The organism is Streptomyces sp. ISL-12, from assembly GCF_018614415.1.
In the GTDB taxonomy this organism is placed as follows: domain Bacteria; phylum Actinomycetota; class Actinomycetes; order Streptomycetales; family Streptomycetaceae; genus Streptomyces.
The window spans coordinates 26,079-49,986 of the sequence record NZ_JAGGOO010000028.1 but is presented as its reverse complement, the minus strand read 5'-3'; the positions used below and the strand labels follow the sequence as shown (position 1 = coordinate 49,986).

General features: G+C 73.7%; 24 protein-coding genes and 1 riboswitch. Of the genes, 10 read left to right on the top strand and 14 right to left on the bottom strand.

Annotated elements, in window-relative coordinates:
• Positions 1-44 precede the first annotated feature (44 nt).
• A riboswitch (cobalamin riboswitch) is annotated at positions 45-248 on the bottom strand.
• The 4 genes from J7I94_RS08300 to J7I94_RS08285 all read right to left on the bottom strand — a co-directional run bounded on the left by J7I94_RS08300 (position 243) and on the right by J7I94_RS08285 (position 4,234).
• Positions 243-1,286 carry an acyltransferase domain-containing protein gene (locus J7I94_RS08300; RefSeq protein ID WP_308114515.1) on the bottom strand — a complete coding sequence of 348 codons (1,044 nt, stop codon included), beginning with the start codon at positions 1,284-1,286 and terminating at the stop codon, positions 243-245. Its footprint overlaps the riboswitch before it by 6 nt.
• A gap of 77 nt (positions 1,287-1,363) precedes the next feature.
• Positions 1,364-2,647 (bottom strand): beta-ketoacyl-[acyl-carrier-protein] synthase family protein, encoded by a 1,284-nt coding sequence (locus tag J7I94_RS08295; protein ID WP_215166295.1) that lies wholly within the window; start codon positions 2,645-2,647, stop codon positions 1,364-1,366.
• The gene (locus tag J7I94_RS08290) at positions 2,644-2,922 is read right to left on the bottom strand and encodes an acyl carrier protein (RefSeq protein ID WP_215166294.1); all 279 of its coding nucleotides are present in this window, start codon (positions 2,920-2,922) and stop codon (positions 2,644-2,646) included. The genes J7I94_RS08295 and J7I94_RS08290 overlap by 4 nt, the downstream gene beginning before the upstream one ends.
• A 319-nt stretch (positions 2,923-3,241) precedes the next feature.
• Entirely contained in the window at positions 3,242-4,234 is a 993-nt protein-coding gene (locus J7I94_RS08285) for a sporulation protein (RefSeq protein ID WP_215166293.1), read from the bottom strand.
• Positions 4,235-4,527: 293 nt separating this feature from the next.
• On the opposite strand from J7I94_RS08285, the gene J7I94_RS08280 reads away from it, so the two are divergent.
• The 3 genes from J7I94_RS08280 to J7I94_RS08270 all read left to right on the top strand — a co-directional run bounded on the left by J7I94_RS08280 (position 4,528) and on the right by J7I94_RS08270 (position 6,879).
• Positions 4,528-5,175 carry a tellurite resistance TerB family protein gene (locus J7I94_RS08280; RefSeq protein ID WP_215166292.1) on the top strand — a complete coding sequence of 216 codons (648 nt, stop codon included), beginning with the start codon at positions 4,528-4,530 and terminating at the stop codon, positions 5,173-5,175.
• A gap of 101 nt (positions 5,176-5,276) precedes the next feature.
• The gene (locus tag J7I94_RS08275) at positions 5,277-5,780 is read left to right on the top strand and encodes a lamin tail domain-containing protein (protein WP_215166290.1); all 504 of its coding nucleotides are present in this window, start codon (positions 5,277-5,279) and stop codon (positions 5,778-5,780) included.
• Between the two features lie 235 nt (positions 5,781-6,015).
• Positions 6,016-6,879: a CAP domain-containing protein gene (locus J7I94_RS08270; RefSeq protein ID WP_215166289.1), complete on the top strand. Its 864-nt coding sequence runs from the start codon at positions 6,016-6,018 to the stop codon at positions 6,877-6,879.
• A 12-nt stretch (positions 6,880-6,891) separates the two neighbouring features.
• Here the strand turns inward: J7I94_RS08270 and J7I94_RS08265 are convergent, their stop codons facing one another.
• From J7I94_RS08265 to J7I94_RS08255, 3 genes are read right to left on the bottom strand one after another with little or no spacing between them, the layout of a single operon-like run.
• Positions 6,892-8,199: a HAMP domain-containing sensor histidine kinase gene (locus J7I94_RS08265; protein ID WP_215166288.1), complete on the bottom strand. Its 1,308-nt coding sequence runs from the start codon at positions 8,197-8,199 to the stop codon at positions 6,892-6,894.
• Positions 8,196-8,885: a response regulator transcription factor gene (locus J7I94_RS08260; RefSeq protein ID WP_215166287.1), complete on the bottom strand. Its 690-nt coding sequence runs from the start codon at positions 8,883-8,885 to the stop codon at positions 8,196-8,198. Before J7I94_RS08260 ends, J7I94_RS08265 begins: the two co-directional genes overlap by 4 nt.
• Before the next feature lie 53 nt (positions 8,886-8,938).
• The gene (locus J7I94_RS08255; protein WP_251074834.1) at positions 8,939-9,313 is read right to left on the bottom strand and encodes a hypothetical protein; all 375 of its coding nucleotides are present in this window, start codon (positions 9,311-9,313) and stop codon (positions 8,939-8,941) included.
• On the opposite strand from J7I94_RS08255, the gene J7I94_RS08250 reads away from it, so the two are divergent.
• Positions 9,306-9,527 (top strand): hypothetical protein, encoded by a 222-nt coding sequence (locus tag J7I94_RS08250; protein ID WP_215166284.1) that lies wholly within the window; start codon positions 9,306-9,308, stop codon positions 9,525-9,527. The genes J7I94_RS08255 and J7I94_RS08250 overlap by 8 nt on opposite strands.
• A gap of 23 nt (positions 9,528-9,550) precedes the next feature.
• On the opposite strand, the gene J7I94_RS08245 is transcribed toward J7I94_RS08250, so the two are convergent.
• Complete coding sequence (locus J7I94_RS08245; RefSeq protein WP_215166283.1) at positions 9,551-10,540, bottom strand: MerR family transcriptional regulator; 990 nt, start codon at positions 10,538-10,540, stop codon at positions 9,551-9,553.
• A 93-nt stretch (positions 10,541-10,633) separates the two neighbouring features.
• Between J7I94_RS08245 and J7I94_RS08240 the strand changes: the two genes are divergently transcribed.
• On the top strand, positions 10,634-12,235 hold the full coding sequence (locus J7I94_RS08240; protein WP_215166282.1) for a S9 family peptidase: 1,602 nt from the start codon (positions 10,634-10,636) through the stop codon (positions 12,233-12,235).
• Between the two features lie 95 nt (positions 12,236-12,330).
• Here J7I94_RS08240 and katG read toward each other — a convergent pair whose 3' ends face one another.
• Both katG and J7I94_RS08230 read right to left on the bottom strand, forming a co-directional pair.
• Positions 12,331-14,556 (bottom strand): catalase/peroxidase HPI, encoded by a 2,226-nt coding sequence (gene katG / locus J7I94_RS08235; RefSeq protein WP_215166280.1) that lies wholly within the window; start codon positions 14,554-14,556, stop codon positions 12,331-12,333.
• Between the two features lie 37 nt (positions 14,557-14,593).
• Entirely contained in the window at positions 14,594-15,025 is a 432-nt protein-coding gene (locus J7I94_RS08230; protein WP_215166279.1) for a Fur family transcriptional regulator, read from the bottom strand.
• Positions 15,026-15,217: 192 nt separating this feature from the next.
• On the opposite strand from J7I94_RS08230, the gene J7I94_RS08225 reads away from it, so the two are divergent.
• Positions 15,218-15,640: a DUF350 domain-containing protein gene (locus J7I94_RS08225; protein ID WP_215166278.1), complete on the top strand. Its 423-nt coding sequence runs from the start codon at positions 15,218-15,220 to the stop codon at positions 15,638-15,640.
• A gap of 109 nt (positions 15,641-15,749) precedes the next feature.
• On the opposite strand, the gene J7I94_RS08220 is transcribed toward J7I94_RS08225, so the two are convergent.
• On the bottom strand, positions 15,750-17,183 hold the full coding sequence (locus J7I94_RS08220) for a WGR domain-containing protein (RefSeq protein WP_215166277.1): 1,434 nt from the start codon (positions 17,181-17,183) through the stop codon (positions 15,750-15,752).
• 96 nt (positions 17,184-17,279) lie between these two features.
• On the bottom strand, positions 17,280-18,026 hold the full coding sequence (locus J7I94_RS08215; protein WP_308114514.1) for a DUF3152 domain-containing protein: 747 nt from the start codon (positions 18,024-18,026) through the stop codon (positions 17,280-17,282).
• A gap of 254 nt (positions 18,027-18,280) precedes the next feature.
• Here J7I94_RS08215 and J7I94_RS08210 point away from each other — a divergent pair, with 254 nt between their 5' ends.
• The 4 genes from J7I94_RS08210 to J7I94_RS08195 all read left to right on the top strand — a co-directional run bounded on the left by J7I94_RS08210 (position 18,281) and on the right by J7I94_RS08195 (position 21,550).
• Positions 18,281-18,982, top strand: coding sequence for a response regulator transcription factor (locus J7I94_RS08210; protein ID WP_215166275.1), 702 nt, complete (start codon positions 18,281-18,283; stop codon positions 18,980-18,982).
• 23 nt (positions 18,983-19,005) lie between these two features.
• On the top strand, positions 19,006-20,490 hold the full coding sequence (locus J7I94_RS08205; RefSeq protein WP_215166456.1) for a cell wall metabolism sensor histidine kinase WalK: 1,485 nt from the start codon (positions 19,006-19,008) through the stop codon (positions 20,488-20,490).
• Between the two features lie 67 nt (positions 20,491-20,557).
• Positions 20,558-21,226 (top strand): hypothetical protein, encoded by a 669-nt coding sequence (locus tag J7I94_RS08200; RefSeq protein ID WP_215166273.1) that lies wholly within the window; start codon positions 20,558-20,560, stop codon positions 21,224-21,226.
• Between the two features lie 63 nt (positions 21,227-21,289).
• A complete protein-coding gene (locus J7I94_RS08195; protein WP_215166272.1) occupies positions 21,290-21,550 on the top strand; it encodes a zinc-ribbon domain-containing protein in 261 nt (86 codons plus the stop codon).
• Here the strand turns inward: J7I94_RS08195 and J7I94_RS08190 are convergent.
• A complete protein-coding gene (locus J7I94_RS08190; protein ID WP_251074833.1) occupies positions 21,534-22,439 on the bottom strand; it encodes a hypothetical protein in 906 nt (301 codons plus the stop codon). The two genes, J7I94_RS08195 and J7I94_RS08190, sit on opposite strands and share 17 nt — an antisense overlap.
• Positions 22,436-23,701, bottom strand: a complete 1,266-nt coding sequence (locus J7I94_RS08185; protein WP_215166271.1) for a glycosyltransferase family 4 protein — start codon at positions 23,699-23,701, stop codon at positions 22,436-22,438. Before J7I94_RS08185 ends, J7I94_RS08190 begins: the two co-directional genes overlap by 4 nt.
• Positions 23,702-23,908 lie beyond the last annotated feature (207 nt).

Genomic DNA, 23,908 nt, shown 5'->3' with positions numbered 1-23,908 from the left:
GTCGGGGCTCTGGACGCGGAGCCTGGCCTGTGGTCGACCTCCGCACGGGGTGCGGAGGTGCCAGCAGGTCTTCGGACTCGGGTTCGTCCGGACGAGGCGCCTTCCCAGGACCGTTCCCGCCGTCGCGCGGTTCCCGTCCCAGTGGCGTCAGTGCCCCGCCCGTCCCCCTCACCGCTGCGCGTCAGTTCCGGATTCCCACCGGATTCCCTGACCACCGAGGTGGCGTGACTGGCTTCGGCAGACTACCAAGCACCCCGGCCGGGGCGGTGCGGCGGGGCGACGGCGGTGAGGCGCTGCCGTATCCGCTCGACGCCGACGGGGGTGCGCAGCGGCGCGGCGGTGGCACAGCCGGGCAGGCCGGCCTTGACCAGGGCGCTGAGCAGGGCCCGGGGGCCGCTGTCGAGGTAGGTGGTGAAGCCGGCCTGGCGCAGGGCGAGCAGGGTGTGGTGCAGGGCCATGGGTTCGGTGAGGTGGGCGGCGGCCGCGGTGCGCAGTTGGGCGGGGGTCTGGGCCCAGTGCCCGGCGGTGGTGTGCACGGCGAGGGCGGGGCGGGCGATCGGCTGGGCCCGCAGCAGACGGCGGAAGGACCGGTGGACCTCCCCGAGCAGCGGATGGTGGAAGGCGGTGCGGCTGGTCAGCCGGGTCACCCGGTGCCCGTCGTCCAGCAACGCCCGCTGGAGGCGGGCGAGCTGGCCGTCGGGACCGGCGAGGACCGTCTGGGCGGGCGCGTTGCGGGCGGCGATCCGTACCCGCTCCGTGCCGCAGGTACGGATCAGGTCCGCCGCCCGGTCGGCGCCGGCGTCGGTGGCCACCATGCCGGCCGCCGGCAGTTCGGCGGTCCGCAGCAGCCGGTCCCGTACGCGCAGCAGCTGGACGCCCTGGCGCACGGTGACGGCCCCGGCGACGGTGAGGGCCGCCAGGTCCCCGACGCTGTGGCCGAGGACCGCGTCGATCCAGGGGCGGGCGAGGTCGAGCAGGGCGGTGGCGGCGGCGACCACCGCGGCGTAGGTGGCCAGGTCGAAGCCGAGCGGGTCCGCGCGCAGGAGTTCCTCGGGGCCCGGGGCGTCCGCCTCGGTGAGGAGCCGGCCGACCGGCACGGCGGCGGGGCCGCGGTCCGGCGCGTGGGCGTCCACGGTCGCCAGTACCTCGGCGACCGCGGGCACCTCACGCAGGTGACGCAGGGCGCCTGGGAGGTAGGCGCCCTGCCCGGGACACATCAGCACGGTGCGCGGCCGGTCCGCCGCCCGCGCCGGGGGGCCGTCGGCGCCGGCGGGGCGGGGGCTCACGGGACGAGGGTTCACGGAACGTGGGCTCGCGGGGCGGGGGGTGACGGCACGGTGGTTCGTGAGACGCCGGTGGTGGTTCACGGGACGGTGGTGAAGGCCAGCGCGACGTTGTGCCCGCCGAACCCCATGCTCGTACTGACCGCCGCCAGCGGTCCGGCGGGCAGCGGTTCGGGACGGCGGCCGACGACGTTCAGATCGATCGCCGGGTCCACGCGTTCGAGGCTGCGGGTGGGCGGCGCGGTTCTGTCCCGCAGGGCGAGGACGGTGGTGACGGCCTCGATGGCTCCGGCGGCGCCCAGGGTGTGTCCGAGGGCCGCCTTGGTCGCGCTGACCGCCACGTCGTCCAGCACCTTCCCGAACGCCGTGTGCAGGGCCTGGGCCTCGCTGAGGTCGCCGACGGGTGTGGAGGTGGCGTGCGCGTTGATGTGCCCGACCTCCTCCGGGAAGAGACCGGCGTCGTCGAGAGCGGCGGTCACGGCGGCGGCGCAGCCCGTGCCGCCGGGCGCCGGCTGGGCGACGTGGTGGCTGTCGTTGGTGATGCCCGCGCCGGTCAGGCGGCCGTGCACCCGGGCGCCGCGGGCCGCGGCGTGCCCGGCGCTCTCCACCACCAGCATGCCGGCGCCCTCCCCCATCACGAAGCCGTCGCGGTCGGCGTCGAACGGACGGGACGCCCGCTCGGGGTCGTCGCAGCGCCGGGACAGGGCGCGCAGCCGGGCGAACCCGGCGAAGACCAGGGGATGCAGGCCGGCCTCCGCGCCGCCGGCGATCACCACGTCGGCGCGGTCCTCCCGGATCAGGGCGAGGGCCTGGGCGAGGGCCTCGGCGCCGGACGCGCAGGCACTGACCGGGGTGTGCACCCCGGCCGTGGCGCCGACCATCAGGCCCACCTCGGCGGCGGCGTGGTTGGGCAGCATGACGGGGATGGCCCGGGGGCTGACCCGGCCGGGACCGCCCGTCTCCAGCCTGCGGTTCTGCTCCAGGATGCTGATGAGCCCGCCCAGCCCCACACCGACGATGACGACGACCCGGGAGCCGCCCCCCGCCAGGGACGCCCCCTCCAGGCCGGCGTCGCGCAGCGCCTCCCGCGCGGCGACCAGGGCGAACTGCGCGGAACGGTCGCAGTGGGCGGCCTTCGCGGGCGACAGTTCCGAGCCGGGGTCCACGGCGGCGGGCGCCGCCGGATACACCTGGGGCGGGCCGTCCGGGGCGCCGAAGTCGAGGCTCTCGACCCCGCAGGCGCCGTCCAGCAGCGCCGCCCAGGTGGACGGGACGTCACCGCCCAGGGCCGTGGTCATGCCCAGCCCCGTGACGACGGCGGCGGTCTCGTCACGGGCCCGCGCGGCCCGGTCCCGTGGGCTCACGCGGCGCCACCGGCCGGGGCGGGGACCACGGAGAGGAGGTGGTCAACGATCTCGCGGACCGTGGTCAGTTGCGCCGCGTCGTCCATCGGGACCTGGACCTGCCAGCGGTCCTCGATCGCGGCGATCAGTTCCAGCAGGGCCAGCGAGTCGACACCGAGGTCGTCCTTCAGGTCGCTGTCGAGGCCGACTTCCTCGACGGACACGTCCTCGACGGTGGCGGCCATCAGTTCACGCAGTTCGTCGAAGAGCTCGCGGTCGTCGGCTGTGGGCGGCATGGGAGGTCCTCCTTGGTCGTGGCGTGCGGCGCGCCCGGGAACGGACCGGTGGGCACCGTCCGTCCCGAGCGCTCCGACACGGCACCGGCGTCCGCCGGATGCACGCCGACAGCCTTTCCGACCGTTCCGAACGGTAAGCGCCGGTTCAGGAGAGACCCCGGGGCAGCCGGAGCACGTCAGGGGCGCTCCGCCAACTGCCGTGCGAGCCACGTGCGTTCGGGCGCCCCATGTCGCGCTCAGGGTGAAGGGCGCCCCGTGCGTAAAGGGGCACCCGAGCGCCCTTCAGTTCCTGCGTTCCGTCCGTCGCCGGCCGGTGGGCTCAGCCCTCGTCCTCCTCGTCCCCTTCGTCGTCGCCCTCGAAGAAGTCGCCGACCTCGTCGACCACTTCGGCCGCGACCATCCCACCGACGACGCCCACGGCCACGCCCGCGGCACCGGCGGCGACGGCGGTGCCGATGCCCGGGCCGGAGTGGTGACCGTCGTGGTGGCCGCCGTGGTGCTCCTCGTGGCCGTGGTGCCCGTACGAGGCGTGCGAACCGTAGGAGGCCCGGTGGTCGATCAGCTCCCGGATCCAGCCGTCGACCTCGGCGTTCCAGTCGCGGACGTCGTGGTGGCCGACGGTGAAGCGGGTGAGGGCGTCGTGCCCCTCGGTGAAGAACCCGCCGCGCTTGTCGGCCTCCAGGACGACCTCCAGGCCGCCGGGGTGGGCGAGGAAGGTCAGCTCGATCTCGTTGACCTGGTGGGCGTACTGCGGGGCCGGGACCAGCTCGATCTCCTGGTAGAACGGCAACTGCTGCCCGGTGCCGCCGATCCGGCCGTACTCCAGGTCGGCGGAGCGGAAGCCGAAGCCGAGCTGGCCGAGCGCCTCCAGGACCGCCTCCTGGGCGGGCAGCGGTGCCACGGTGAGCTGGTCCAGGTCGCCCTTGTCACGGGCGCCCGCCACCGACAGTTCGGTGCGCACGCCGAGCACGATGCCCAGGCCCTGCCCGTACAGCTCGGTGACCGGGGTCTCCCACGGCAGCGGCACGCTGAACGGCACGGCACGCTCCTCGCCCTCGGCGAGCCGGAATCCGCCGCCGACGAGGAACCGGTCGAAGACGACCGCGCCCTCGCTCTCGCCCTCGGCGTGCTCGGCCTCGACCCTGGCCACCAGTTCCAGCGCGATGTGCTCGACATCGAAGTCGGCGGTGCCGCCCTTGAGCCGGACCTCGCCGGTGAGCGCCGCACCGGGACGGGCCGCGCCCGGGGCGAGGACCGTGTCGACCGTGGGTCCGCCCACGCCGAGCGAGCCGAGCAGTCGTTTGAACACCATCGTGGCGTCCACTCCTTCATGAGACAGGTGTTTCTACGTGCATGTAGAAGAGTAGAGGCAGAAGGGCGTTCGCCGGCACGCGAGTTGGGCCCGTGTCCCGGTCGGCCGTCGCCGTGGAGGAACGCCGGCGGTTTTGCTTTTCCTTTGCCCACGGGAACCGCGTGCCGTCCGGAGACGTTTGACCGGGTGGGCACGCAGTAGCGTGCTCGACGGCAGGCGCACAGCAGGCCTCGTACGAACAGCGGACCTCGTGCGACAGCAGACGTACACGACAGCGGCAGAAGGTGGCACCAGTGGCGATGTGGGACCGGATCAAGGACCAGGCCAAGAACCTCCAGCAGTCCCAGAGCGCGCGCGGCACGGGCAGTGGGCACGGGCAGGGGCAGAGCCCGTACGGCGGTCAGGGGCAGAGCCCGTACGGTGGTCAGGGGCAGGGTCAGGGCGCCTACGGTGCTCACGGCCAGGGTCAGGGTCACGGCTCGGGGTCGTCCTCCGGCGGCACCAAGGCGCAGCTGATCGGTCTGTTCAAGACGCAGCTGGCGTCGGTCAAGACGGAGCTGAAGAGCGGTGCCTACCGGGACGCGAGCATGGCGATGTGCGCGCTGGTGGCCGCGGCGGACGGACAGGTGGAGCCGGCCGAGCGGCAGCGGGTGGAGGAGCTGATCGTCACCAACGACGTGCTGCAGAACTTCCCCGCCGACCAGCTCCGCCAGCGGTTCAACCAGCATGTGGACCGGCTGCTCACCGACTTCCACGCGGGCAAGGCGGAGGCTCTCCAGGTGATCGCCAAGGCCGCCAAGAAGCCCGCCGAGGCCCGCGCGGTCATCCAGACCGGCATCGTGGTCGCCGGGGCGGACGGCGTCTTCGAACCGGCCGAGCAGCAGGCCGTCCGCGAGGCGTGCACCGCCCTCGGCCTGCCGCCGACCGAGTTCGCCGTCTGAGCGGACGCGGCACACACTTTCTCCACCTCTCCGTCAACTCCGCTTCACCCCCTCGGTATGCTCCGGTCGTTCCGTTCGCTCCACTGAGGGGGGATTTCCTCATGCGTATACGCCCTGCCCTGACAGCCACCGCCGCCGTCGCCGCGGCCGGCACCCTGGGCCTCGCCGCCGCCGTACCGGCCCAGGCGGCCGAGTACTCCTCGGCGCTGAAGGTCAAGGGGATCCAGTACGACGCTCCCGGCAAGGACTCCAACAAATGCTCCGGGGGCAACACGAAGAACGAGTACCTGACGATCAAGAACTACTCGCGCACGAAGACCGTGAACCTGAAGGGGTACCTGGTCAAGGACGCCGCGGGCAACAAGTTCACGTTCAAGACGAGTCACAAGCTGGAGCCCGGCGACTCCGTGAAGCTGCGCGGCGGGCGCGGCACCGACTCCGACGCCAAGAACGTCGTCTACCGGCAGAACTGCAACTTCATGTGGAACAACGACAAGGACACGATCTACCTGGTCAAGCCCACCGGCAGCCGGGCCGACGTCCACTCGTACACCAAGAAGGCCGATGACCGGGACGGCAACGGCTACATCACCTACCACGGCTGACGCGGCTGGTGTCCCGGTCCGGGGCGAGGTCCGAGTCATGGTCCGGGTCCTGGTCCGGGCCCGGTTCCTCAAGGGAGTCTGGTCGCTTCCTTAAGGATTTTTGAAGTTGGCCTCCGGGGCCCGTGTCCGTACCGGGCCCGCCCTAGGCTCTCGGCATCCCCCCACACAGTCCCGGTGGACGCGGTCGCGTCCACCGGGCCCTGTCCGCCGATCGACCAGCCGAGGTGCACTGCGCATGGGTTCCCGCCGAGCCGTCCGTCCGTCCCGCTCCCACGCCCGCCCGTCCGGGGGACGACGGGCACGCGGCACCGCTCTGGTGCTCGGCGCCGTCACCGTCACGGCCGGCGTCGGGATCACGCTGGCGGCCGTCGGGGGCGAGGACGACGGACGGTCGGACCACGTCGCCTCGAGCGCCGCCGATGACTCGACCGGCACCGTGGAGCCGACGAGCACGTCGTCCTCCGCGTCACCGTCGGCCACCGCGAGCGCCTCGGTGAGCCCCTCGCCCTCGCCCAGCAAGAGCGCCACCCCCTCCGCGGCGAAGAAGAAGGCGAGCCCGGCCAGGACGGCCGAGCCCGCCGCCGAGACGTCCTCCCGGGCGGCGACGGGCGGCGCCGGCGGCCAGTCGTCCGGCAGTGGTGACAGCGGCGACACGGGTTCGGACTCGGGTTCGGGGTCGGACGCGGACACGGGGGCGGGCACCACGTCCGTCTCCGGCGGTCCCGAGGCGCGGGTCCTCGCGCTGGTCAACGAGGAACGTACGGCGGCCGGTTGCTCCCCGCTCACCGAGAACGCCCGGCTGACCCGGGCCGCGGACGACTACAGCGACGTGATGGCCGCGAGCGGCGTGATGTCCCACACCGGTCCCGACGGCTCCACGATGGCCTCCCGCGTCGAGGCGGCCGGATACCAGTGGGCGGCGCTGGGCGAGAACATAGCGCGCGGCCAGGCCGACGCCGAGGCCGTGATGGACGCCTGGATGAACAGCTCCGGTCACCGCGCGAACATACTCAACTGCGACTTCGAGGAGATAGGCATCGGCGTCCACGCCGGTGACGGCGGCCCCTGGTGGACGCAGGACTTCGGCACCGGCCGCTGACCCGGAGCCTCCTCAGCCCCCGCCCACCAGGGCGAGCGACACCCGTACCCGCGCGCCGCCCAGCGGTGCCCGGCCGATCGTCAGCTCCCCGTCCGTGGCGCGGGCGGCCCGCCCCACGATGTCCAGGCCGAGCCCCGTGGAACCGGTCACGCTGACGCCCCGGGTGAGCGCCGCCCCGGGGTCCGCGACGCCCGGGCCGGCGTCGTCGACGGTGAGCAGGACGTGCCGCCGCTCCCGTTCCACCCGTACGGCGAAGGCGGTGCCCTGCGCGGTGTGCCGGAAGACGTTGCCGATCAGGGCGTCGATCACGGCCGCGAGGTCGTCCTCGGCGAAGCGGACGGGCGTCGGGCGCGGGGTGAGGTACCGCTCGCAGGGGCGCTCCTGCTGGGCGGCGAGGACGGACCAGAACTCCAGCCGGGCGGCGACCACTTCGCTCACGTCGCACGGCTTGGCGGTGGCGGTGGCGGCACCGCCGGGCTGCGCGGCGGCCAGCGGCGTACGGGCCGCGGTGATGATCGAGTCGAGTTCGGTCTCCAGCCGCACGGCGGCCTCGGTGACCCGGCGGGCGCTCTCGGTGGCGCCCATCCGGTCCGCCTCCAGGTAGAGCGCGGTCAGTGGGGTGCGCAGCCGGTGCGAGAGGTCGGCGACCAGTTCGCGTTCGACGGCGAGCAGGTCGACGACCCGGTCGGCCATGGTGTTGAACGCCGCCCCCGCCTCCTGGAGTTCGGGCGGGCCGTCCGGTTCCACCCGGACGTGGAGATCGCCCGAGCCGAGGGCGAGGGAGGCCCGCTTCAGACTCCGGGAGGACCGGACGACGCGGGCGCCGAGCCGGTCCGCGACCAGCACCGAGCCGCCGACGAGCCCCAGTGCCAGCAGGGCCATCACGCCCCAGGACGCGGCCACGCCCCGGGTCAGGTCCGCGGCGGGCACGTACGCCTCGACCACGGCGACGCGGTCGCGGGGCAGCACGACGGGCTGGAGGTGGACCCAGCCGTCCGCCGTGTCCAGGGCGAGCGTCTCGCGCCGTCGTACGGCCCGCTCCAGCGCGTCCTCGGGCGCGTGCGGGGCCCCCACCAGGCCGCCGTCGGGCAGCCGTACGGCGAGCTGGTCGGCCGAGCCGAGTTCGACGACGGCCTGCTGCACGTCGGCCCGCCGGGTGGTGAGGGCGAGCACCGGTGACACGGCCGCGGCGCGTTGCTCGGCGACGGTGGTGGCCCGGTCGCGGGCCTGTTCCCGCACCAGCAGGGCGAGCGGGACGAGGAAGGAGAGCGCCACCATCGAGGTGACCGCCAGGGCGATCCCGGCGAGGGCACGTCTCATGGCGCGCTGACCAGCTTGATGCCGATGCCGCGGACCGTGTGCAGCAGACGCGGCTCGCGGGCCTTCTCGCCCATTTTCCGGCGGAGCGCGGAGAGGTGGACGTCGACCGTCTGGTCCTCCAGATACGGCTGCCGCCACACCTCGGTGAGGATGCGCTGCCGGGACATCACCTGGTCGGCGTGGGCGGCGAGGTAGGCCAGCAAGTCGAACTCGCGGCGGGTCAGGGGGAGTTCCCGGCCCGCCAGGTGCGCGGTGCGGGCGGTGCGGTCCACGCGCAGGTCGGCGACCTGGAGGGTCCGCTCCTGCGCCGCCCGGACGTCGGGGGGCGCGGACCGGCGCAGTACGGCGCCGAGGCGGGCTGCGAGCTGACCGCCGGAGAACGGCTTGACCAGGTAGTCGTCGGCCCCGGCGTTGAGCAGCCGGATGATCTCGGTCTCGTCGTCGCGGGCGGTGGCGACCAGTACCGGGACGCGGGAGATCCCCCGGATCATCCGCAGCACGTCGAGCCCGTCGACGTCGGGCAGGCCGAGGTCGAGCACCACGATGTCCGGCGGGTTCCGGGTGATCTCGCGCAGTCCCTCGAAGCCCTGGTGCGCGGTCCGCACCGCGTGGCCGTGCCCGGTGAGGACCTCGATCAGGGCGGCCCGGATCACGGGGTCGTCCTCGACGACAAGTACGGAGGCCATGGGCAGGCACGTTAGCCGGTCGGTCACCATGGTGTCGTGTCCCGTCTCCTGCGTTACCTGCTGCTCTGGCTGTGCTGCACGGCGGCCAGCGTGACGGCCGTCATCCTCACCATCCACTTCGTGCTGGGTTCGACCCGGCCGACGGCGCCGGTCGCGCAGTCGGCGCCGCAAGAGCCGGCCGCGTCGCCGGGTCCCACGCCCGACCGGAGCCAGACGCGCTCCCCCGGTCCGTCGCCGAGCCGGGACCGGCCCGGTACGGCCCCTTCGCGGACGGCCGGGACCTCCCGGTGGACGACTCCGGCGCCCTCCCCCACCCCTACGCCCACGCCGACGCCGGCACCGACCGCTCGTACCGCGCCGCCGCGGCAGCCGGAGGCGAGCGGGCGTGCGGCGGCGGGGTGCGAGGAGGGCGGGTCCGGGGTGTACACGGTGCCGTCCGAGGGCGGGAAGGCCACGGTGCGCTTCGGCGCCGGCGGAGTGTGCCTGATCTCGGCCGTGCCGGACCAGGGCTTCACGGTGCGTACGCGCCAGAGCGCGCCGCAGACGCTCACGGTGACGTTCTCGGCGGACCGCCACCGCTCGGAGATCACGGCGACGACGGAGCCGCACGACCAGGCGCGGGTGAGCGAGACCTCGTTCTGAGGCGCCCGGCGCCGCCCGGGATTTCAGGCAGCCGTGCCGGCCGCTTGGCCGGTCAGTGCCGCGAGCAGCCAGTCGTGCGCGGAGCCCGGGGTCGGTTCCGGACGGGCGCCCGGTGCGGTGATCACCTCGGTGACCAGGTCCCAGTAGCGGTCGATGCGCGGATCGGCCGTGAGCTGCCCGGCCAGCAGGCGGCGGAAGCCGGGGGTGTCACGGGTGCCGTACGCGGCCGTGTACGCGCTCACGAAGCAGTCCAGCGCCGCACCCGGACGCGGCGCGTGGTCCCGGCGCAGGTGCACCCCGGCCAGGTCGTACGCCTCGGCCAGGGACGCGTACAGGACGGCCGCGCCGCGGGCGCCCACCGCGCGGTGTGCCTCGGGCTGGGGCCGGGCGGAGGGCGTACAGGGGGCGGTGGTCAGGGCGTTGAGCCGGGCGAAGGCCAGTACCTGCGCCGGTGCCGGGTCATCGGGCGGCTGCGGCACCGCCGCCTCCAGGAAGGCGGTGACGGAACGGGACGGCATGCGCGGCGGCAGCCAGGCACGCCAGAAGCGGGCCAGCGGTGCGGTGCTCGGCGGGGCGGTCACCGTGCCGACCAGGCGGAGCCGGTCGGCCCGTTCGTCCGGCGGGCACTCCTGGACCAGGCGCAGCGCCGCCTCCCGCCAGCGCAACGCCGTGAGCTGGGAGCCGAGGGCGCGCAGGTGTCCGGCGACGGCGTCCTCCAGCGCGCGGCCCGCGTCGCCTTCGTCCCCCTCGTCGAGGACGCGGCGGATCTCGGGGACGCCGAGGCCGAGGGAGCGCAGGGAGCGGATCAGCCGTAGCCGGTCGAGGGCCTCGGGGCCGTAGCGGCGGTGGCCGCCCAAGGTGCGGGAGGTCTCCGGCAGCAGGCCGCGGTCGGAGTAGAAGCGGACGGTCTTGACGGTGACGCCCGCCCGCTCGGCCAGTTCGCCGATGCCGAGCTGACCGTCGTGCGCGCGGTCCTGCGCGCTGCCGTGCGGACCGTCGTGCGGTGCGAGCACTTGAACCTCCCTCTGGGGGAGTTTCTACGGTACCGGCGAGCGCGGGCCGGTCAGCGGCCGGACCGCGATGTCACCACTGCCGAGGAGAGGGTCATGACCGTATTCGTTCTGGTGCCGGGCTGGTTCACCGGCGCGTGGGTGTGGGAGGAGACGGCCGCGCGGCTGGCCGAGTCGGGCGCCGAGGCCCATCCGGTGTCCCTGACCGGGCTCGACGGGCCGCCAGGGGCCGGAGGGGTCGACGGTACCGCCGGTGTCGGCGGTGTCGGCGGTGTCGGCGGTGTCGGCGGTGTCGACCTGGAGACGCACATCGCGGACGTCCTCGCGGTGATCGACTCGGTCGGAGCGGGGGCTGACGGGTCCGGCGGGTCCGGCGGGTCCGGCCGGGAGATCGTGCTGGTCGGTCACGACTACGGCATCCATCCGGCGCTGGGGGCCGCCGCCCGGCGCGTCGGGCGGGTCGCGCGGGTCGTGTACCTGGACGCGGGGATGCCGCGGGACGGGGTGCCGGCGCTGGCCGCGGTGCCCGACCCGGCGCTGCGGGAGAAGGCGGCTGCGCGGGGGACGGAAGGAGGGGACGGCTTCGAGGGGGTGCTGCCGCCGCCGGACCGGGACGAGTGGCCGCGCTGGGGCAGTACCGCCGGTGTCCCGGACGCCGCGCTGGACCGGCTCACCGCGCGCGCCGCCCCGCAGCCCCTGGGCACGCTGCTGCAGCCGCTGCGGCTGGCCGCGGCGGTGGCCTCGGTGCCCGCCACCGGAGTGCTGTGCACCGGCAACGGGGCGGGCATCGGGATGCTCCAGCTCCAGGTCGACTTCGGTGACCCCGCGCTGGGCGCCCTGGCCGACGCGGGGGTGCCGTTCTTCGAACTGCCCACCGGGCACTGGCCGATGCTGTCCTGCCCCGCCGAACTGGCCCGGGTCCTGCTGCGGGCCGCGGCCGGAGGGGGGCACCGGCTCGCCCCGTTCGACGCCGCACGGCCGCCCGCGCATCTGCGGCCGTTCCCCTTGGACGTCCCGGAGCGGGCGCGCGAGCGGACCGGCCACGTCGATCTGTACCCGCCGGACGCCGAAGGCCCGCGCCCCGCGGTGCTGTTCGTGCACGGCGGTCCGCTGCCCCCCGGGGCTCGGCCGGGGCCGCGGGACTGGCCGCTGTTCCAGGGGTACGCCGGGTACGCCGCAGCCCGGGGCGTGGTGGCCGCGACCGTCGAACACCGGCTGCACGCGGTCACCGACTACCCGGCCGCCGCCGACGACGTGGCCGCGGCGGTGGAGACGGTGCGGGCCGATCCACGGGTGGACCCGGACCGGGTGGCGCTGTGGTTCTTCTCCGGCGGCGGGCCGCTCGCGGCGGAGTGGCTGAGCGCTCCCCCGCCCTGGCTGCGCTGTCTGGCCACCACGTACCCGATCCTCGCCCCGCTGCCGAACTGGGGTCTGCCCGGCGGCCGTTTCCGTCCGGCCGAGGCGGTGGCGGGCGCGGGCGACCTGCCCGTGGTCCTGACCCGGGTCGGGCTGGAGCTGCCCGAGATCGCCGCCACCGTCGAGGAGTTCCTCACCGCGGCCCGGGCGGGCGGCACCGACGTCGAGGTGATCGACGTACCGCACGGACACCACGGGTTCGAGACCCTCGACCTGACCGAGGAGTCACGCGCGGCGGTGCGGCGCGCGATGCGGGCGGTGCTCGGGCATCTGACCGGGTGACGGACGCCCCGCCGCGGCGGTGCCGGGCGGGGCGCCCCCGGTCTTTCTTCGGAACCAGGCCGGCCTCTTGGGGGACGAGGCCGGTCCCTCCGGGATCAGACCAGGTCGAACCGGTCCAGGTTCATGACCTTGACCCACGCGGCGACGAAGTCGCGCACGAACTTCTCCTTGGCGTCGTCGCTCGCGTACACCTCGGCGAGCGCGCGCAGTTCGGAGTTGGAGCCGAAGACGAGGTCGGCGCGGCTGCCCGCCCACTTGACCTCGCCGGTGGCGGCGTCACGGCCCTCGAAGGCGGTCTGGTCCTCGGACGTCGCCTTCCACGTCGTGCCCAGGTCGAGCAGGTTGACGAAGAAGTCGTTGGTCAGGGCCCCGGGGGTCGTGGTGAGGACACCGAGCTGGGACTGCTGGTGGCTCACGCCGAGCACGCGCAGACCGCCGACGAGGACCGTCATCTCCGGCGCGCTGAGGGTCAGCAGGTTGGCCCGGTCGAGCAGCAGGTACTCGGCGGGCAGCCGGTTGCCCTTGCCCAGGTAGTTGCGGAACCCGTCGGCGGTCGGCTCCAGCGCGGCGAACGACTCGGCGTCCGTCTCCTCCTGCGAGGCGTCCACCCGGCCCGGGGCGAACGGGACCTCGATCTGGAAGCCGGCCTCCTTGGCGGCCCGTTCGACGGCGGCCGAGCCGCCGAGGACGATCAGGTCGGCCAGCGACACCTGCCGGGTGCTGCCCGCGTTGAAGTCCCGCTGGACGCTCTCCAGGGTGCTCAGCACGGTGGCGAGCCGGTCGGGCTCGTTGACCTCCCAGGCGCGCTGCGGCTCCAGGCGGATGCGGGCGCCGTTGGCGCCGCCGCGCTTGTCGCTGCCGCGGAAGGTGGACGCCGACGCCCAGGCGGTGAAGACCAGGTCGGAGACGGTCAGGCCGGAGTCGAGCAGCTTGGTCTTGAGGACCTCGACGTCGGCGGCGCCGATCGGCTCGCCCTCGGCCTCCGGCAGCGGGTCCTGCCACAGCAGCGTCTCCTCCGGGACCTCGGGGCCGAGGAAGAGCGACTTCGGGCCCATGTCGCGGTGGGTCAGCTTGTACCAGGCGCGGGCGAAGGCGGCCTGGAACTCCTCGGGGTTCTCGTGGAAGCGGCGGGAGATCGGCTCGTAGACCGGGTCGAAGCGCAGCGCCAGGTCGGTGGTGAGCATGTTCGGCGCGATCTTCTTGGTGGCGTCGTGTGCGTGCGGGACCGTGCCCTCGCCCGCGCCGTCCTTCGGCTTCCACTGGTGGGCGCCGGCCGGGCTCCGGGTCAGTTCCCACTCGTAGCCGAAGAGGTTGTCGAAGAAGCCGTTGCCCCACTGGGTGGGCGTCGAGGTCCAGGTGACCTCCAGGCCGGAGGTGATGGCGTCCGCGCCCTTGCCGGTGCCGTGAGTGCTGCGCCAGCCCAGGCCCTGCTCCTCCATGGAGGCGGCCTCGGGGTCGGCGCCGACGGCGTCCGCCGGCCCGGCGCCGTGGGTCTTGCCGAAGGTGTGGCCACCGGCGATCAGGGCGACGGTCTCCTCGTCGTTCATCGCCATCCGGCCGAACGTCTCACGGATGTCGCGGGCCGCGGCCAGCGGGTCCGGGGTGCCGTTGGGGCCCTCGGGGTTGACGTAGATCAGGCCCATCTGGACGGCGCCGAGCGGGTTCTCCAGCTCGCGGTCGCCGGTGTAGCGCCGGTCGTCGAGCCAGGTGGTCTCGGGGCCCCAGTACACGTCCTCCTCGGGCTCCCAGACGTCCTCGCGGCCACCGCCGAAGCCGAAGGTCCTGACGCCCATCGACTCCAGGGCGACGTTGCCCGCGAGGATCAGCAGGTCGGCCCAGGACAGGCTCTGGCCGTACTTCTTCTTCACCGGCCACAGCAGACGGCGGGCCTTGTCCAGGTTGGCGTTGTCCGGCCAGCTGTTGAGGGGGGCGAAGCGCTGCTGGCCGGCGCCGGCGCCGCCGCGGCCGTCGCTGATCCGGTAGGTGCCCGCGCTGTGCCACGCCATCCGGACGATGAACGGGCCGTAGTGGCCGAAGTCGGCGGGCCACCAGTCCTGCGAGGTGGTCAGTACTTCGGCGATGTCCCGTTTGACGGCCGGCAGGTCCAGGCTCTGGAACGCCTCGGCGTAGTCGAAGTCCGGGTCGAGCGGGTTGGACACCCGGGGGTTCTTCGCGAGGATCTTCACATTGAGCCGCTCCGGCCACCACTGGCGGTTCCCGCCGCCCTGCGTCGGGTGGGCGGCGCGCCCGTGCGCGACCGGGCAGCCGCCTTCGCCCTCGGCCTTCGGGTCGGTGACGATCGCGTCGTGGTTCTCGGTCATGGGAGTCCTTCCGGGCATGGATCTCGGTGCTAAGGAATCACTGGTGGGAGGAACAGGCGGGGCACAGGCCCCAGTAGGTGACCTCGGCCTCGTCGACCGTGAACCCGTGGTCGTCGGAGGCGGTCAGACAGGGTGCGTGGCCGACCGCGCAGTCCACGTCGGCGACCGCGCCGCACGCACGGCACACCACGTGGTGGTGGTTGTCGCCGACCCGCCCCTCGAAGCGGGCCGGACTGCCGGCCGGTTCGACGCGGCGGACCAGTCCGGCCCTGGTGAGCGCGTGCAGTGCTTCGTACACGGCCGGTACGGAGATGTGGCCCACGCGGTCGCGCACTCCGGCGGTGATGGCCTCCACGTCGAGGTGGTCGCCGCGGCGGACCGTTTCGAGCAGGGCGACGCGAGCGGCCGTCACCCGCAGACCGGCGCCGCGCAGTTCCTCGGCGGTGGTCGGGGGCCGGGAGGCGGTCATGGCGGTGAACCTACGCCCTAAACCTGAACTGTTGAAGAGAACGAACGGTTCAAGTTCGGTTGCGCGCGGGGGGATTGCCGGTGCCCGTCGTTTCCCCTTCCGCTCTCACCTGACCTCGGCATGCCCGAACAGGTGCGCTACATTTTGCATCTCTTTGCATTGACATCTCTCACCTACGGAGCCGGCACACCCATGAGCGACATCGTCAACGGACTCGGCCGGGCCACCGCCTACGGCGCCCTCGGTCTGGTCCTGCTGGTCCTCGGCATCGTCCTGGTCGACGTGCTGACGCCCGGAAAGCTCGGCCGGCAGATCTGGGAGCAGCGCAACCGCAACGCCGCCACGGTGCTCAGCTCGGCGCTGCTGGGCATCGGCGCGATCGTGTTCACGTCGATCTGGACGACGTACGAGGACTTCGGCAAGGGGCTGGTGTCCACCGCGCTGTTCGGGCTGCTGGGGCTGGTGATGATGGCCGTGGCGTTCCTGGTGGTGGACCTGATCACGCCGGGGCGGCTGGGCGCGACGCTGGTCGAGCCGGAGCCGCACCCGGCGGTCTGGGTCACGGCCTCCTGCAACCTCGCGGTCTCCGCCGTCATCTCGGCGTCCATCGCCTGAAAGGGCAGGTCGTCGCCTGAGGGGGCAGGTCACCGCCTGAGAGGGCAGGTCACCGCCCGGCCAGGACCGTCACCACCCGGCCGGGTCCGTCACCACCCGGCCGGGCCGGTCACACGAGCCTCCTGATGTCGCCGCGGACCCGGTAGAACCCGCCCGCGGCGGCGTGCACCGCGTCGACGACGTACCGGGCTCCCGGTTCCCTGATCGCCCTCGGGAACTGCACGTTCCACGACGAGTCGTAGCCGTCCGACACCACGTGGATCCGCGTGCGGCCGCCGTCGCGCACACACTCCACGACCACCGACCCGGCCGGGGCCGCGGCGACCGTGGTCACCGACTCGGCCGCCGTCGCCGCCGCGTAGGTCGGCAGCGCCGCGGCGAGCTTGACGTCCCGGGCGACCGGCACCGAACCCTGCTGGGCGGCCGTCACCGCCGCCTCGCTCGCGTCCACGCACACCAGGGACCCGTCCGTGGTCACCAGGTAGAGCCGCTCGTCGCGGTACTGCATCGACAGCGCCGAGCCGCCGCCCGTACCCAGCTTCCACAGCCGGGTGCCGTCCCGGTCGAAGCAGTACACCGAGGAGGCGGCGTCCCCGGCGAACACGAACCGCCCGCCGGGCGAGGTGGCACACGAGTACACGGAACTGTCGCAGCGGTACGTCGCCTCGACGCCGCCGGTCTCCTTCGACAGCCGGTGGACGACGCGGTCGGCCGTACCGGCGTACACCGCGTCGTCCTCCTGCCAGCCGAAGAGCACCGCGCCCCGGGTCCGCGTGTGCCACAACTCGGCGCCGCCGTCCGGGGCGTGGGCCGTCACGCCGCCGCTGTCACCGTGGTACACGGCGCGGTCGTCGGCACGGACCATCCAGGCGTGCTCGCCGTGGCCGCCGCGTGCCCACTGGTGCTCGTCCTCGTGGTCGATGACGGTGAGTCGGCCGGCGCGGTCCGCGACGTTCAGCACGCCCTCGTGGATGTCGAGCCAGAAGATGTCGACGTCGGCCGCGATGTCGTAGGCCGCGAAGGGCAGTTTGGACGACAGGTCGTAGACCCGCCCGTCGTCGCAGCCGGCGTAGATCCAGAAGTCGTCGGCGACCAGGCACTTGACGCCGTCGGGCAGCCGGTAGTGGGAGAGGACCTCACCGCCGTGCGCCAGGGTGTAGACGTCACCGGCCTGGTTGCCCACCCAGCAGTGCTCCTCGTCGATGTGGATGCCGAACGCCGCGGAGCCCGTCCGGAACCGCCACAGCACGGGGGCGACCGAACGCACCGTGGACGGCGCCGAGGTGATCTGCCGGCGGGTGACCGGCCGGGGCGCGCGCTGCCCCCGCACCGCCGGGGCGTACCCCTTGCGCACCTTCTCGCCTATCTTCTTCGCGGCCGCCGCCTGTGCCTTCTCGGCCGTGGGGAACGTCGACGTCTGGGTCTGCCCGCCGGCGCCGATCCGCCCGTAGGACACGGTGACGACCGTCCCCTCGACCGTCACCTCGTAGAACTTGTGCGCTCCCCCGCCGTCCTGTGACAGCTCCAGGTACGTCTTCGACATGGCAGACCTCTCCCCAGGCCAGGGCCCGAGGCGTGTCCGCGGACCCCACTGACCGAACCGTAGATCCAGGCACTGACATCGGCCCTGGCGGGCGGGTCACGGGACGCTCGGCCCGGTGATGCGCCGGCCCTCGCTGTCGTAGGGCCAGACGTTGGTCTTGCAGCCGTGCAGTCCCTTGATCTGCTGCATCATCGCCGGGGCGAGCTGTCCTTCGCCGGGACAGGTCTCGTGGCCGTGGCCGAGGAAGTGGCCGACCTCGTGGTTGATGATCAGGGCGCGGTACGAGGGCACGTCGTCCGCGTAGTACTTCGTGGCCAGTTCCCACCGTTTGAGGTTGACCATGACGTCCTGGCCCACTCTGCAGTTGACCTCGCCGCCGGTGTCCAGTCCGTACTGGCCGCAGATGTCGTCGACCGTGCCCGGGGTGGCGAGCCGTACCCGGAAGTCGGAACTGTCACCGGACACCCTCCGGAACCCCACCTTGCCGTCGGCCGTCCAGCCGCGCGGGTCGGCGAGTATCTTCTCGACCTCGGCGGCGACCGCGTCCGTCGGCCGTCCGATGCCGTCCTCGACCTGGACCCGGTAGGTCAGTAACCGCTGGTCACCGCCGACGGGTTCGCTCTCTCCGCCGGCCGTGGTGAACGTTCCGGGTCCCGTGGCCGGGATCGAGAGCCGCTCCTTCTTCTCCGTGGCCTTCACGGTGGCCTCGCCGGTGGCCTCCTCCGTGGCCTCCTCCGTGGCCTCCGCGGCGGACGGCTCCTCCTCCATCGTCGCGACCGGTGCCGCCCCGGCCGTGCCGTCGGAACCTCCGGACGGGCCGGTCAGCCCCCTCACGACCAGCACACCGAGGACCGACAGCACGACGGCCGCCGCGAGCCCCGCCCAGAGTCTCCTCGGTTTTCGGCCGCGTCCGCGGGCATGGCGCGAGCGCCCGGTCACGGGTCGCGCGACGGACGGAAGGGGTGTCGTTCGGTGTGCGTTCATGATCCTTCAGCATGGGTGGGCTGTGTGATGGCCCGGGGACCGCTTCTGGACCGCTCTGTAACAGCCGCCCCCACCGGAACGGCCCAGTCCCTCACCCACGCATACTGAGCCCCATGCCACGCGTCCTGATCATCGAAGACGACCGCGCCGTGCGGGAGGGTCTGCGGCTCGCCCTGCGGCGCCAGGGACACGAGGTGGCCGCTGCCCCGACGGGTGAGGACGGGCTGGAACAGGTGCGGTCGTTCCGGCCCGACGCGGTGGTCCTGGACCTGATGCTGCCCGGCATGTCCGGCCTGGAGGTGTGCCGCCGCATCCGCGACCGGGACCAGATACCGATCATCATGGCCACCGCCCGCGGTGACGACACCGACGTGGTCGTCGGACTGGAGGCCGGAGCCGACGACTACGTGGTCAAACCGGTCCGCGCCCGGGTGCTGGACGCCCGTATCCGCGCCGTGCTGCGCCGCGTGGGCGGCCCGCCCGCCGCGTACGGCCCGCCGGCCGCCGAGCACCACGGCGACCTCGTCCTGGACCGGGCCGCACTGACCGTCACCCACCAGGGCGAGCCCGTCCCCCTGGGCCCCTCCGAACTGCGCCTGCTGCTCACCCTGTCCGCCGCCCCCGGCCAGGTCTTCAGCCGCCAGCAGCTGCTGGAGGCCGTGTGGGAGCACAGCTACCACGGTGACGCCCGGCTGGTGGACGCCTGCGTCAAGCGGCTGCGCGCGAAGCTCGGTGAGACCTCGGACCGGCCGCGGTACGTCCAGACCGTGCGCGGCTTCGGCTACCGCTTCGGGTCCCGGTGGGAGTCCCGGTGACCGCCGCGGCGCGCGTCCGGCGGCTGCCGCGGCCGCTGGGCGGACTGCGGGTGCGGCTGCTGGTGGCCTTCGCCGTCGTCGCCGCCGCGGCCACGCTGACCACCGGCGCGCTGACCTTCCGCGAGGCGCGGACCGGCGTGCTCCAGCAGAGCCAGGACACGGTGATCGAGGACTTCCGGGAACGGGTCGACGCGCTGGCGCCCAACTACCCGTTCCCGCCCGCCCGGCCGGACCTGGCCTCGCTCGCCGCGGACGTGGCGCGCGGCGGGCGCGCGGACAACTGGCGGGTGCTGGCCGCCTACCGGGAGCTGAGCGCCACCTCCTCGCCCGGGGACACGTTCGAGGAGCTGTCCCCGGCGATGCGTGCGGCCGTGGGCTCCCGTCCCGCCACGGTGTTCCAGCGGGTGTCCCGGGACGGCCGCTCCTCACTGGTCGTCGGCATGCCCGTCATCTACGCCGCACCGCGGCACGCCGCCAGGGAAAGGTCCGGCCTGGAGCTGTACCTGACCGTGTCGCAGCAGGAGGAGCAGGGGTACGTGGAGGCCCTGGTCAGCGCCATCGAACGGGCCACCGTGGTCGCGCTCGCCCTGGCCGTCGTACTCGCTCTGCTGGCCGCGCGCGGGGTGCTGCGGCCGGTGCGGGAGCTGCGGCGGGCGACCCGCAGCATCGCGCAGGGCCGGCTGGACACCCGGCTCGCCGTGCGCGGCTCCGACGAACTCGCCGACCTGTCGCACAGTTTCAACGAGACCGCCGCCGCGCTGGAGGAGTCGGTGGCCGAGCTGCGGCGCATGGAGGCCGGGGCCCGGCGGTTCGCTGCGGACGTCTCGCACGAGCTGCGCACACCGCTGGCCGCGATGTCGGCGGTGACCGACGTACTGGACGAGGACGCGGTCCGCCTCGACGACGACACCGCCATGGCCGTACGGCTGATCAGCGAGGAGACGACGAAACTGACCGGTCTGGTGAACGACCTGATGGAGATCTCCCGGTTCGACGCGGGCGCCGCCGACCTGCACCTGGACGAGATCGACCTCGCCGAGTCGGTGCGGCGCACCCTGTCCGCCCGCAGCTGGCAGGAGGCGGTGGAGACCGAACTGCCGGAGCCCGGCGCGCTGCGCGGCCGGGTCGATCCGCGCCGCCTCGACGTGATCGTCGCCAACCTCGTCGCCAACGCCCTGCGGCACGGCGGGCCGCCGGTCCGGGTGCGGCTGCGCGGCGAGGGCGGCCGGTCCGCGGTCATCGAGGTCAGGGACGGCGGGGAGGGCATCGACGGCACGGTGCTGCCGCACGTCTTCGACCGGTTCTACAAGTCGGACACCGCGCGGTCCCGCAGCGAGGGCAGCGGGCTCGGACTGGCGATCACCGCGGAGAACGTACGCCTGCACGGCGGCACCGTAAGGGCCGCCAACCATCCGGACGGCGGCGCCGTCTTCACGGTCGTCCTCCCGCTGCGGCAGGACGGCGCACCGGGGCCGGCGACCGGCCGGGAGAAGGAGACCCGGCCGTGAACGGCGGGACGAAGCAAGCCCGGAAGAAGAGATCCGGCCGTGAACGGCCGGGAGAAAGAGGTCGGCCATGAACCCCGCCGCGAGTCAGCCGGTGTCCCGCCCCTCCCGGCCGGTCCGCCGCACGCTGCCCCTTCTGTCCGTCCTGCTCGGTGCCGCCTGTCCGCTCACCGCCTGCGGCATCCCCGCGACCGGGGTGATCGAGGCGGGGGCGCCCGCGAGCGGGGTCCGGGAGCCGGTGGCCGCCGCCACCTGGCCGACGGCCCCGGTGCCGGACACCGCCACCGCCGCGGTGCCGCTGTACTTCGTGAAGAACGGGACTCTGGCGCCCGTCATCCGTCCGGCGGCCGTCCCCGCCGAGCCCGCGAGCGCCGTGTCGCTGCTGTTCCAGGGCCCGGACAGCGAGGAACGCGCGCTGGGCCTCACGACCGAACTGCCGCGCGCGGTCGCGGTGCCGGCCATCCGGACCGACGGGGCGACGGTCGCCATCGGGCTGCCGGCCGGGGCCACGGCGCTGAGCGACACGGCCGTCGCCCAGCTGGCCTGCACGGCCGCCGCCGCACGACTGAGCCAGGACCCGGAGCTGGGGACGGCACTGGTGACCGTGGAGCGGCCCGGCGGCCTGCCGGCGGGCCGCTCCAGTGACGACTGCCCGGGCCTCTTCCGGCCCGCGGAAACGGCCGGCCCCACCGAACCGCCGGACTGGAGTGCCGCCCCCACACCGGCGCAGCCCCGCTGACGGGGGCACGCCCCGGCGTCGTCTGGCACCCTGGCGACAGGAACCGCACGGGGAAGGACCGTCATGATCATTTTTGGCACCAAGGGGTACCTCTACCAGCTGGCGGTACTGACGCTGGTGTGCGGCCACTGCGGCAACCCCGCCGCCCACACGCTCCGCAAGCGGGTCACCAAGTTCACCCTGTTCTTCGTGCCGCTGTTCCCGGTGTCGACGAAGTACACGACCCAGTGCACGTACTGCGGCGCGGAGCGGAAGCTGACCGGCGAGGAGGCGGAGCGGCTGCGGGCGCAGGGCGCGAGCGGCACCGTCAGCCCGCCGGTGTGACCGCCAGGGCGAGGTCGTTGTCGACGGTGTAGTAGGGGCGTACGGCCGTTTCACCGACGGGGACCGCGGGCTGGACGTGGATGTCCTTGCGGTCCGCGATGTCGTCCAGGAGGCGGGCCACGCGGACCGGCGGTGCGGACCGCGCGGGCCGGACGAAGACGTCCCAGACGCGCTGCCCGGAGCCGGTCCCGGTGTCCGTCTCCGTGCCGGTGCCGGCGACCAGGTCCGCGAGGTCGACCGTGAAGGAGAAGCTCCGGCGGTCGTCGGCGAGCCGGGGTTCGACGGACCGTTCGGTGCGGGTGCCGCGCAGCCGCAGCCGCACGGCGGCCCCCTCCCCGAACACCGCGCCGTGCAGCCGGGCCCCGACCGTGAGCACTCCCTCGGCGGCCGTGATGCCGCCGGTCTCGGCGTGGGCGTCGCGCAGCCAGGCCCGTACCGCCAGGAACCCGTCCTTGGTGACGTACGGGATCCGGACCGCCACCGGCGCGCGGCGGTCGCGGGTGTGGCCGTCCACGAGGGCGCGCAGGTCGCGCAGGCCGGGGCGCAGGCGGCGCCGTTCGCCGTCCGGTCCGTCGAGCAGGTACACGTCCCACCGGCCCTCCGCCAGCGCCGTTCCGGTCGGCAGTACGGCGGTGGGGTGGCCGTCCTCCGTCGCGTCGAGGGCGAGGGAGTGGTGTGTCTCCGCGGGCTGTCCCTTGTCCGGCTTCCCCTTCTTGGGCCGCAGCCGGATCAGCAGCCGTGCGTCCGGAGTGGCCGGGGGGAGGCGCAGGCCGAAGGTGATCAGACCGTCCGCCTCCACCGTGCAGCCGGCGCGCGGTTCCGTGCCGTGCTTCGTGCCGTGTCCTGTGGCGCGCTCCGCGCCGTGCCCCGTGCCTCGCTCCGTGGTCATCGCCGTCCCCTTCGTATCGTGTGCAGCGCGCTGCTGCCCGTGGCGTGCACGGCGTCCCGTGCCGCGTAGCCCTGACCGATCAGCACCTGGCGCACCGGGTCGCGGCCCTGGGTGACGGGCCGTCCGGAGCGCCGGGCCGCGCACGCCTCCTCGAACAGGCGCTCGGCGTGGCGCACCACGGGGTCCGGGGCGAACCGCCGCGCGTTCTCCAGCGCCGCCCGGCCCATACGGCGGCGCCGTTCGTCGTCCCGGACCAGTTCGAGGAGCGCGTCACCGAAGGCCGCGGGGTCGCCGACGGGGACCAGCCGGCCGTCGACGCCGTCCTGGATGATCTCGCCGGGGCCGTAGGGACAGTCGGTGCTGACCACCGGCAGCCCGCACCGCATGGCCTCCACGATGGTCATGCCGAACGGCTCGAAGTTGGAGGCGGCGGCCCCGATCGAGCCCTTGACCCACTCGGCCTCCATGGGAGCGGCGGCGCCCATCAGGAAGACGTTGGCCGTCAGGCCGAGCCGTTCGATCAGGGCGCGCAGCCGGTCGTGTTCCTCGCCCTTGCCGTAGATGCGCAGGGACCAGTCGGGGTGTTCGGCGGCGACCCGGGCGAACGCCTCGATCAGCAGGTCGTACCGCTTGACCGGGACCAGTCGGCCGGCCGCGACCACCAGCTTGGCGCTGCCGTCCGCGGGCGGCAGCACGGGGTCGGGGACGCTGTTGGGCAGGGCTTCGACCCGGACGCCGGGCAGCCGCATCTTGCGCCGGTAGGCGGCGGCGTCCGCCTCCGTGACCGTGGTGAGCACGTCGAGCCGGCGGTAGGCGCGGCGCAGCGCGGTGCGCAGCCGGGAGGGGTGGTTGTCCAGGGTGAGGTGTTCCTGCCCGACGCGGGCGACGTGCTCGGGTGCCTGGAGCGCTAGGTGGACGTTGAGTCCGGGGCGGGTGCCGACGACGACGTCGGCATCGATGTCCGCCAGGCACGCGCCGATCCGCTCGTCGGTGAGCTCGCTGTACTGGTGGTGGCGGTACTCGGCGGCCGGGAAGACCTTCGCCGGCCGCAGGTGCTGAGGGTGCTCCTTCTCCTGCCGCAGGTCCACCAGGGGTCTCAGCGACACCCGGGGGTCCAGGGTGAAGTTGGGGCGCTCCCGGTGCCGCAGCACGGAGACGATCTCCACGGTGTGCCGCTCGGCCAGGGCCTGGGCCAGGTTGAACGTCGTGGTGATCGTGCCTCCGATCCCGTAGGCGTTGTGCAGGAGGAAAGAGATCTTCATGGGGGACTAGACCGGATGCGCGTACGAACGGTTGTCTGCCGTTATCACTTCGTGGTCCACCCGTTCACCAGGCGTTTCCCGAGCGACACGGCGCGGCGCGCCGACCGGCGCCACCGGGCGCGACCACGCCCGCCCCGCCTTCACCGACCCCCCCCCGACCCTCCGACGACCTTGACATATTTCGTGCTCATGACAGATTTGTTGACA

Excerpts from the sequence above, each read along its gene's own strand:
- J7I94_RS08290 (WP_215166294.1), bottom strand. The coding sequence starts at position 2,922 with ATGCCGCCCACAGCCGACGACCGCGAGCTCTTCGACGAACTGCGTGAA.
- J7I94_RS08285 (WP_215166293.1), bottom strand. The coding sequence starts at position 4,234 with ATGGTGTTCAAACGACTGCTCGGCTCGCTCGGCGTGGGCGGACCCACG.
- J7I94_RS08275 (WP_215166290.1), top strand. The coding sequence starts at position 5,277 with ATGCGTATACGCCCTGCCCTGACAGCCACCGCCGCCGTCGCCGCGGCC.
- J7I94_RS08270 (WP_215166289.1), top strand. The coding sequence starts at position 6,016 with ATGGGTTCCCGCCGAGCCGTCCGTCCGTCCCGCTCCCACGCCCGCCCG.
- J7I94_RS08265 (WP_215166288.1), bottom strand. The coding sequence starts at position 8,199 with ATGAGACGTGCCCTCGCCGGGATCGCCCTGGCGGTCACCTCGATGGTG.
- J7I94_RS08260 (WP_215166287.1), bottom strand. The coding sequence starts at position 8,885 with ATGGCCTCCGTACTTGTCGTCGAGGACGACCCCGTGATCCGGGCCGCC.
- J7I94_RS08240 (WP_215166282.1), top strand. The coding sequence starts at position 10,634 with ATGACCGTATTCGTTCTGGTGCCGGGCTGGTTCACCGGCGCGTGGGTG.
- katG (WP_215166280.1), bottom strand. The coding sequence starts at position 14,556 with ATGACCGAGAACCACGACGCGATCGTCACCGACCCGAAGGCCGAGGGC.
- J7I94_RS08230 (WP_215166279.1), bottom strand. The coding sequence starts at position 15,025 with ATGACCGCCTCCCGGCCCCCGACCACCGCCGAGGAACTGCGCGGCGCC.
- J7I94_RS08225 (WP_215166278.1), top strand. The coding sequence starts at position 15,218 with ATGAGCGACATCGTCAACGGACTCGGCCGGGCCACCGCCTACGGCGCC.
- J7I94_RS08220 (WP_215166277.1), bottom strand. The coding sequence starts at position 17,183 with ATGTCGAAGACGTACCTGGAGCTGTCACAGGACGGCGGGGGAGCGCAC.
- J7I94_RS08210 (WP_215166275.1), top strand. The coding sequence starts at position 18,281 with ATGCCACGCGTCCTGATCATCGAAGACGACCGCGCCGTGCGGGAGGGT.
- J7I94_RS08200 (WP_215166273.1), top strand. The coding sequence starts at position 20,558 with ATGAACCCCGCCGCGAGTCAGCCGGTGTCCCGCCCCTCCCGGCCGGTC.
- J7I94_RS08195 (WP_215166272.1), top strand. The coding sequence starts at position 21,290 with ATGATCATTTTTGGCACCAAGGGGTACCTCTACCAGCTGGCGGTACTG.
- J7I94_RS08190 (WP_251074833.1), bottom strand. The coding sequence starts at position 22,439 with ATGACCACGGAGCGAGGCACGGGGCACGGCGCGGAGCGCGCCACAGGA.
- J7I94_RS08185 (WP_215166271.1), bottom strand. The coding sequence starts at position 23,701 with ATGAAGATCTCTTTCCTCCTGCACAACGCCTACGGGATCGGAGGCACG.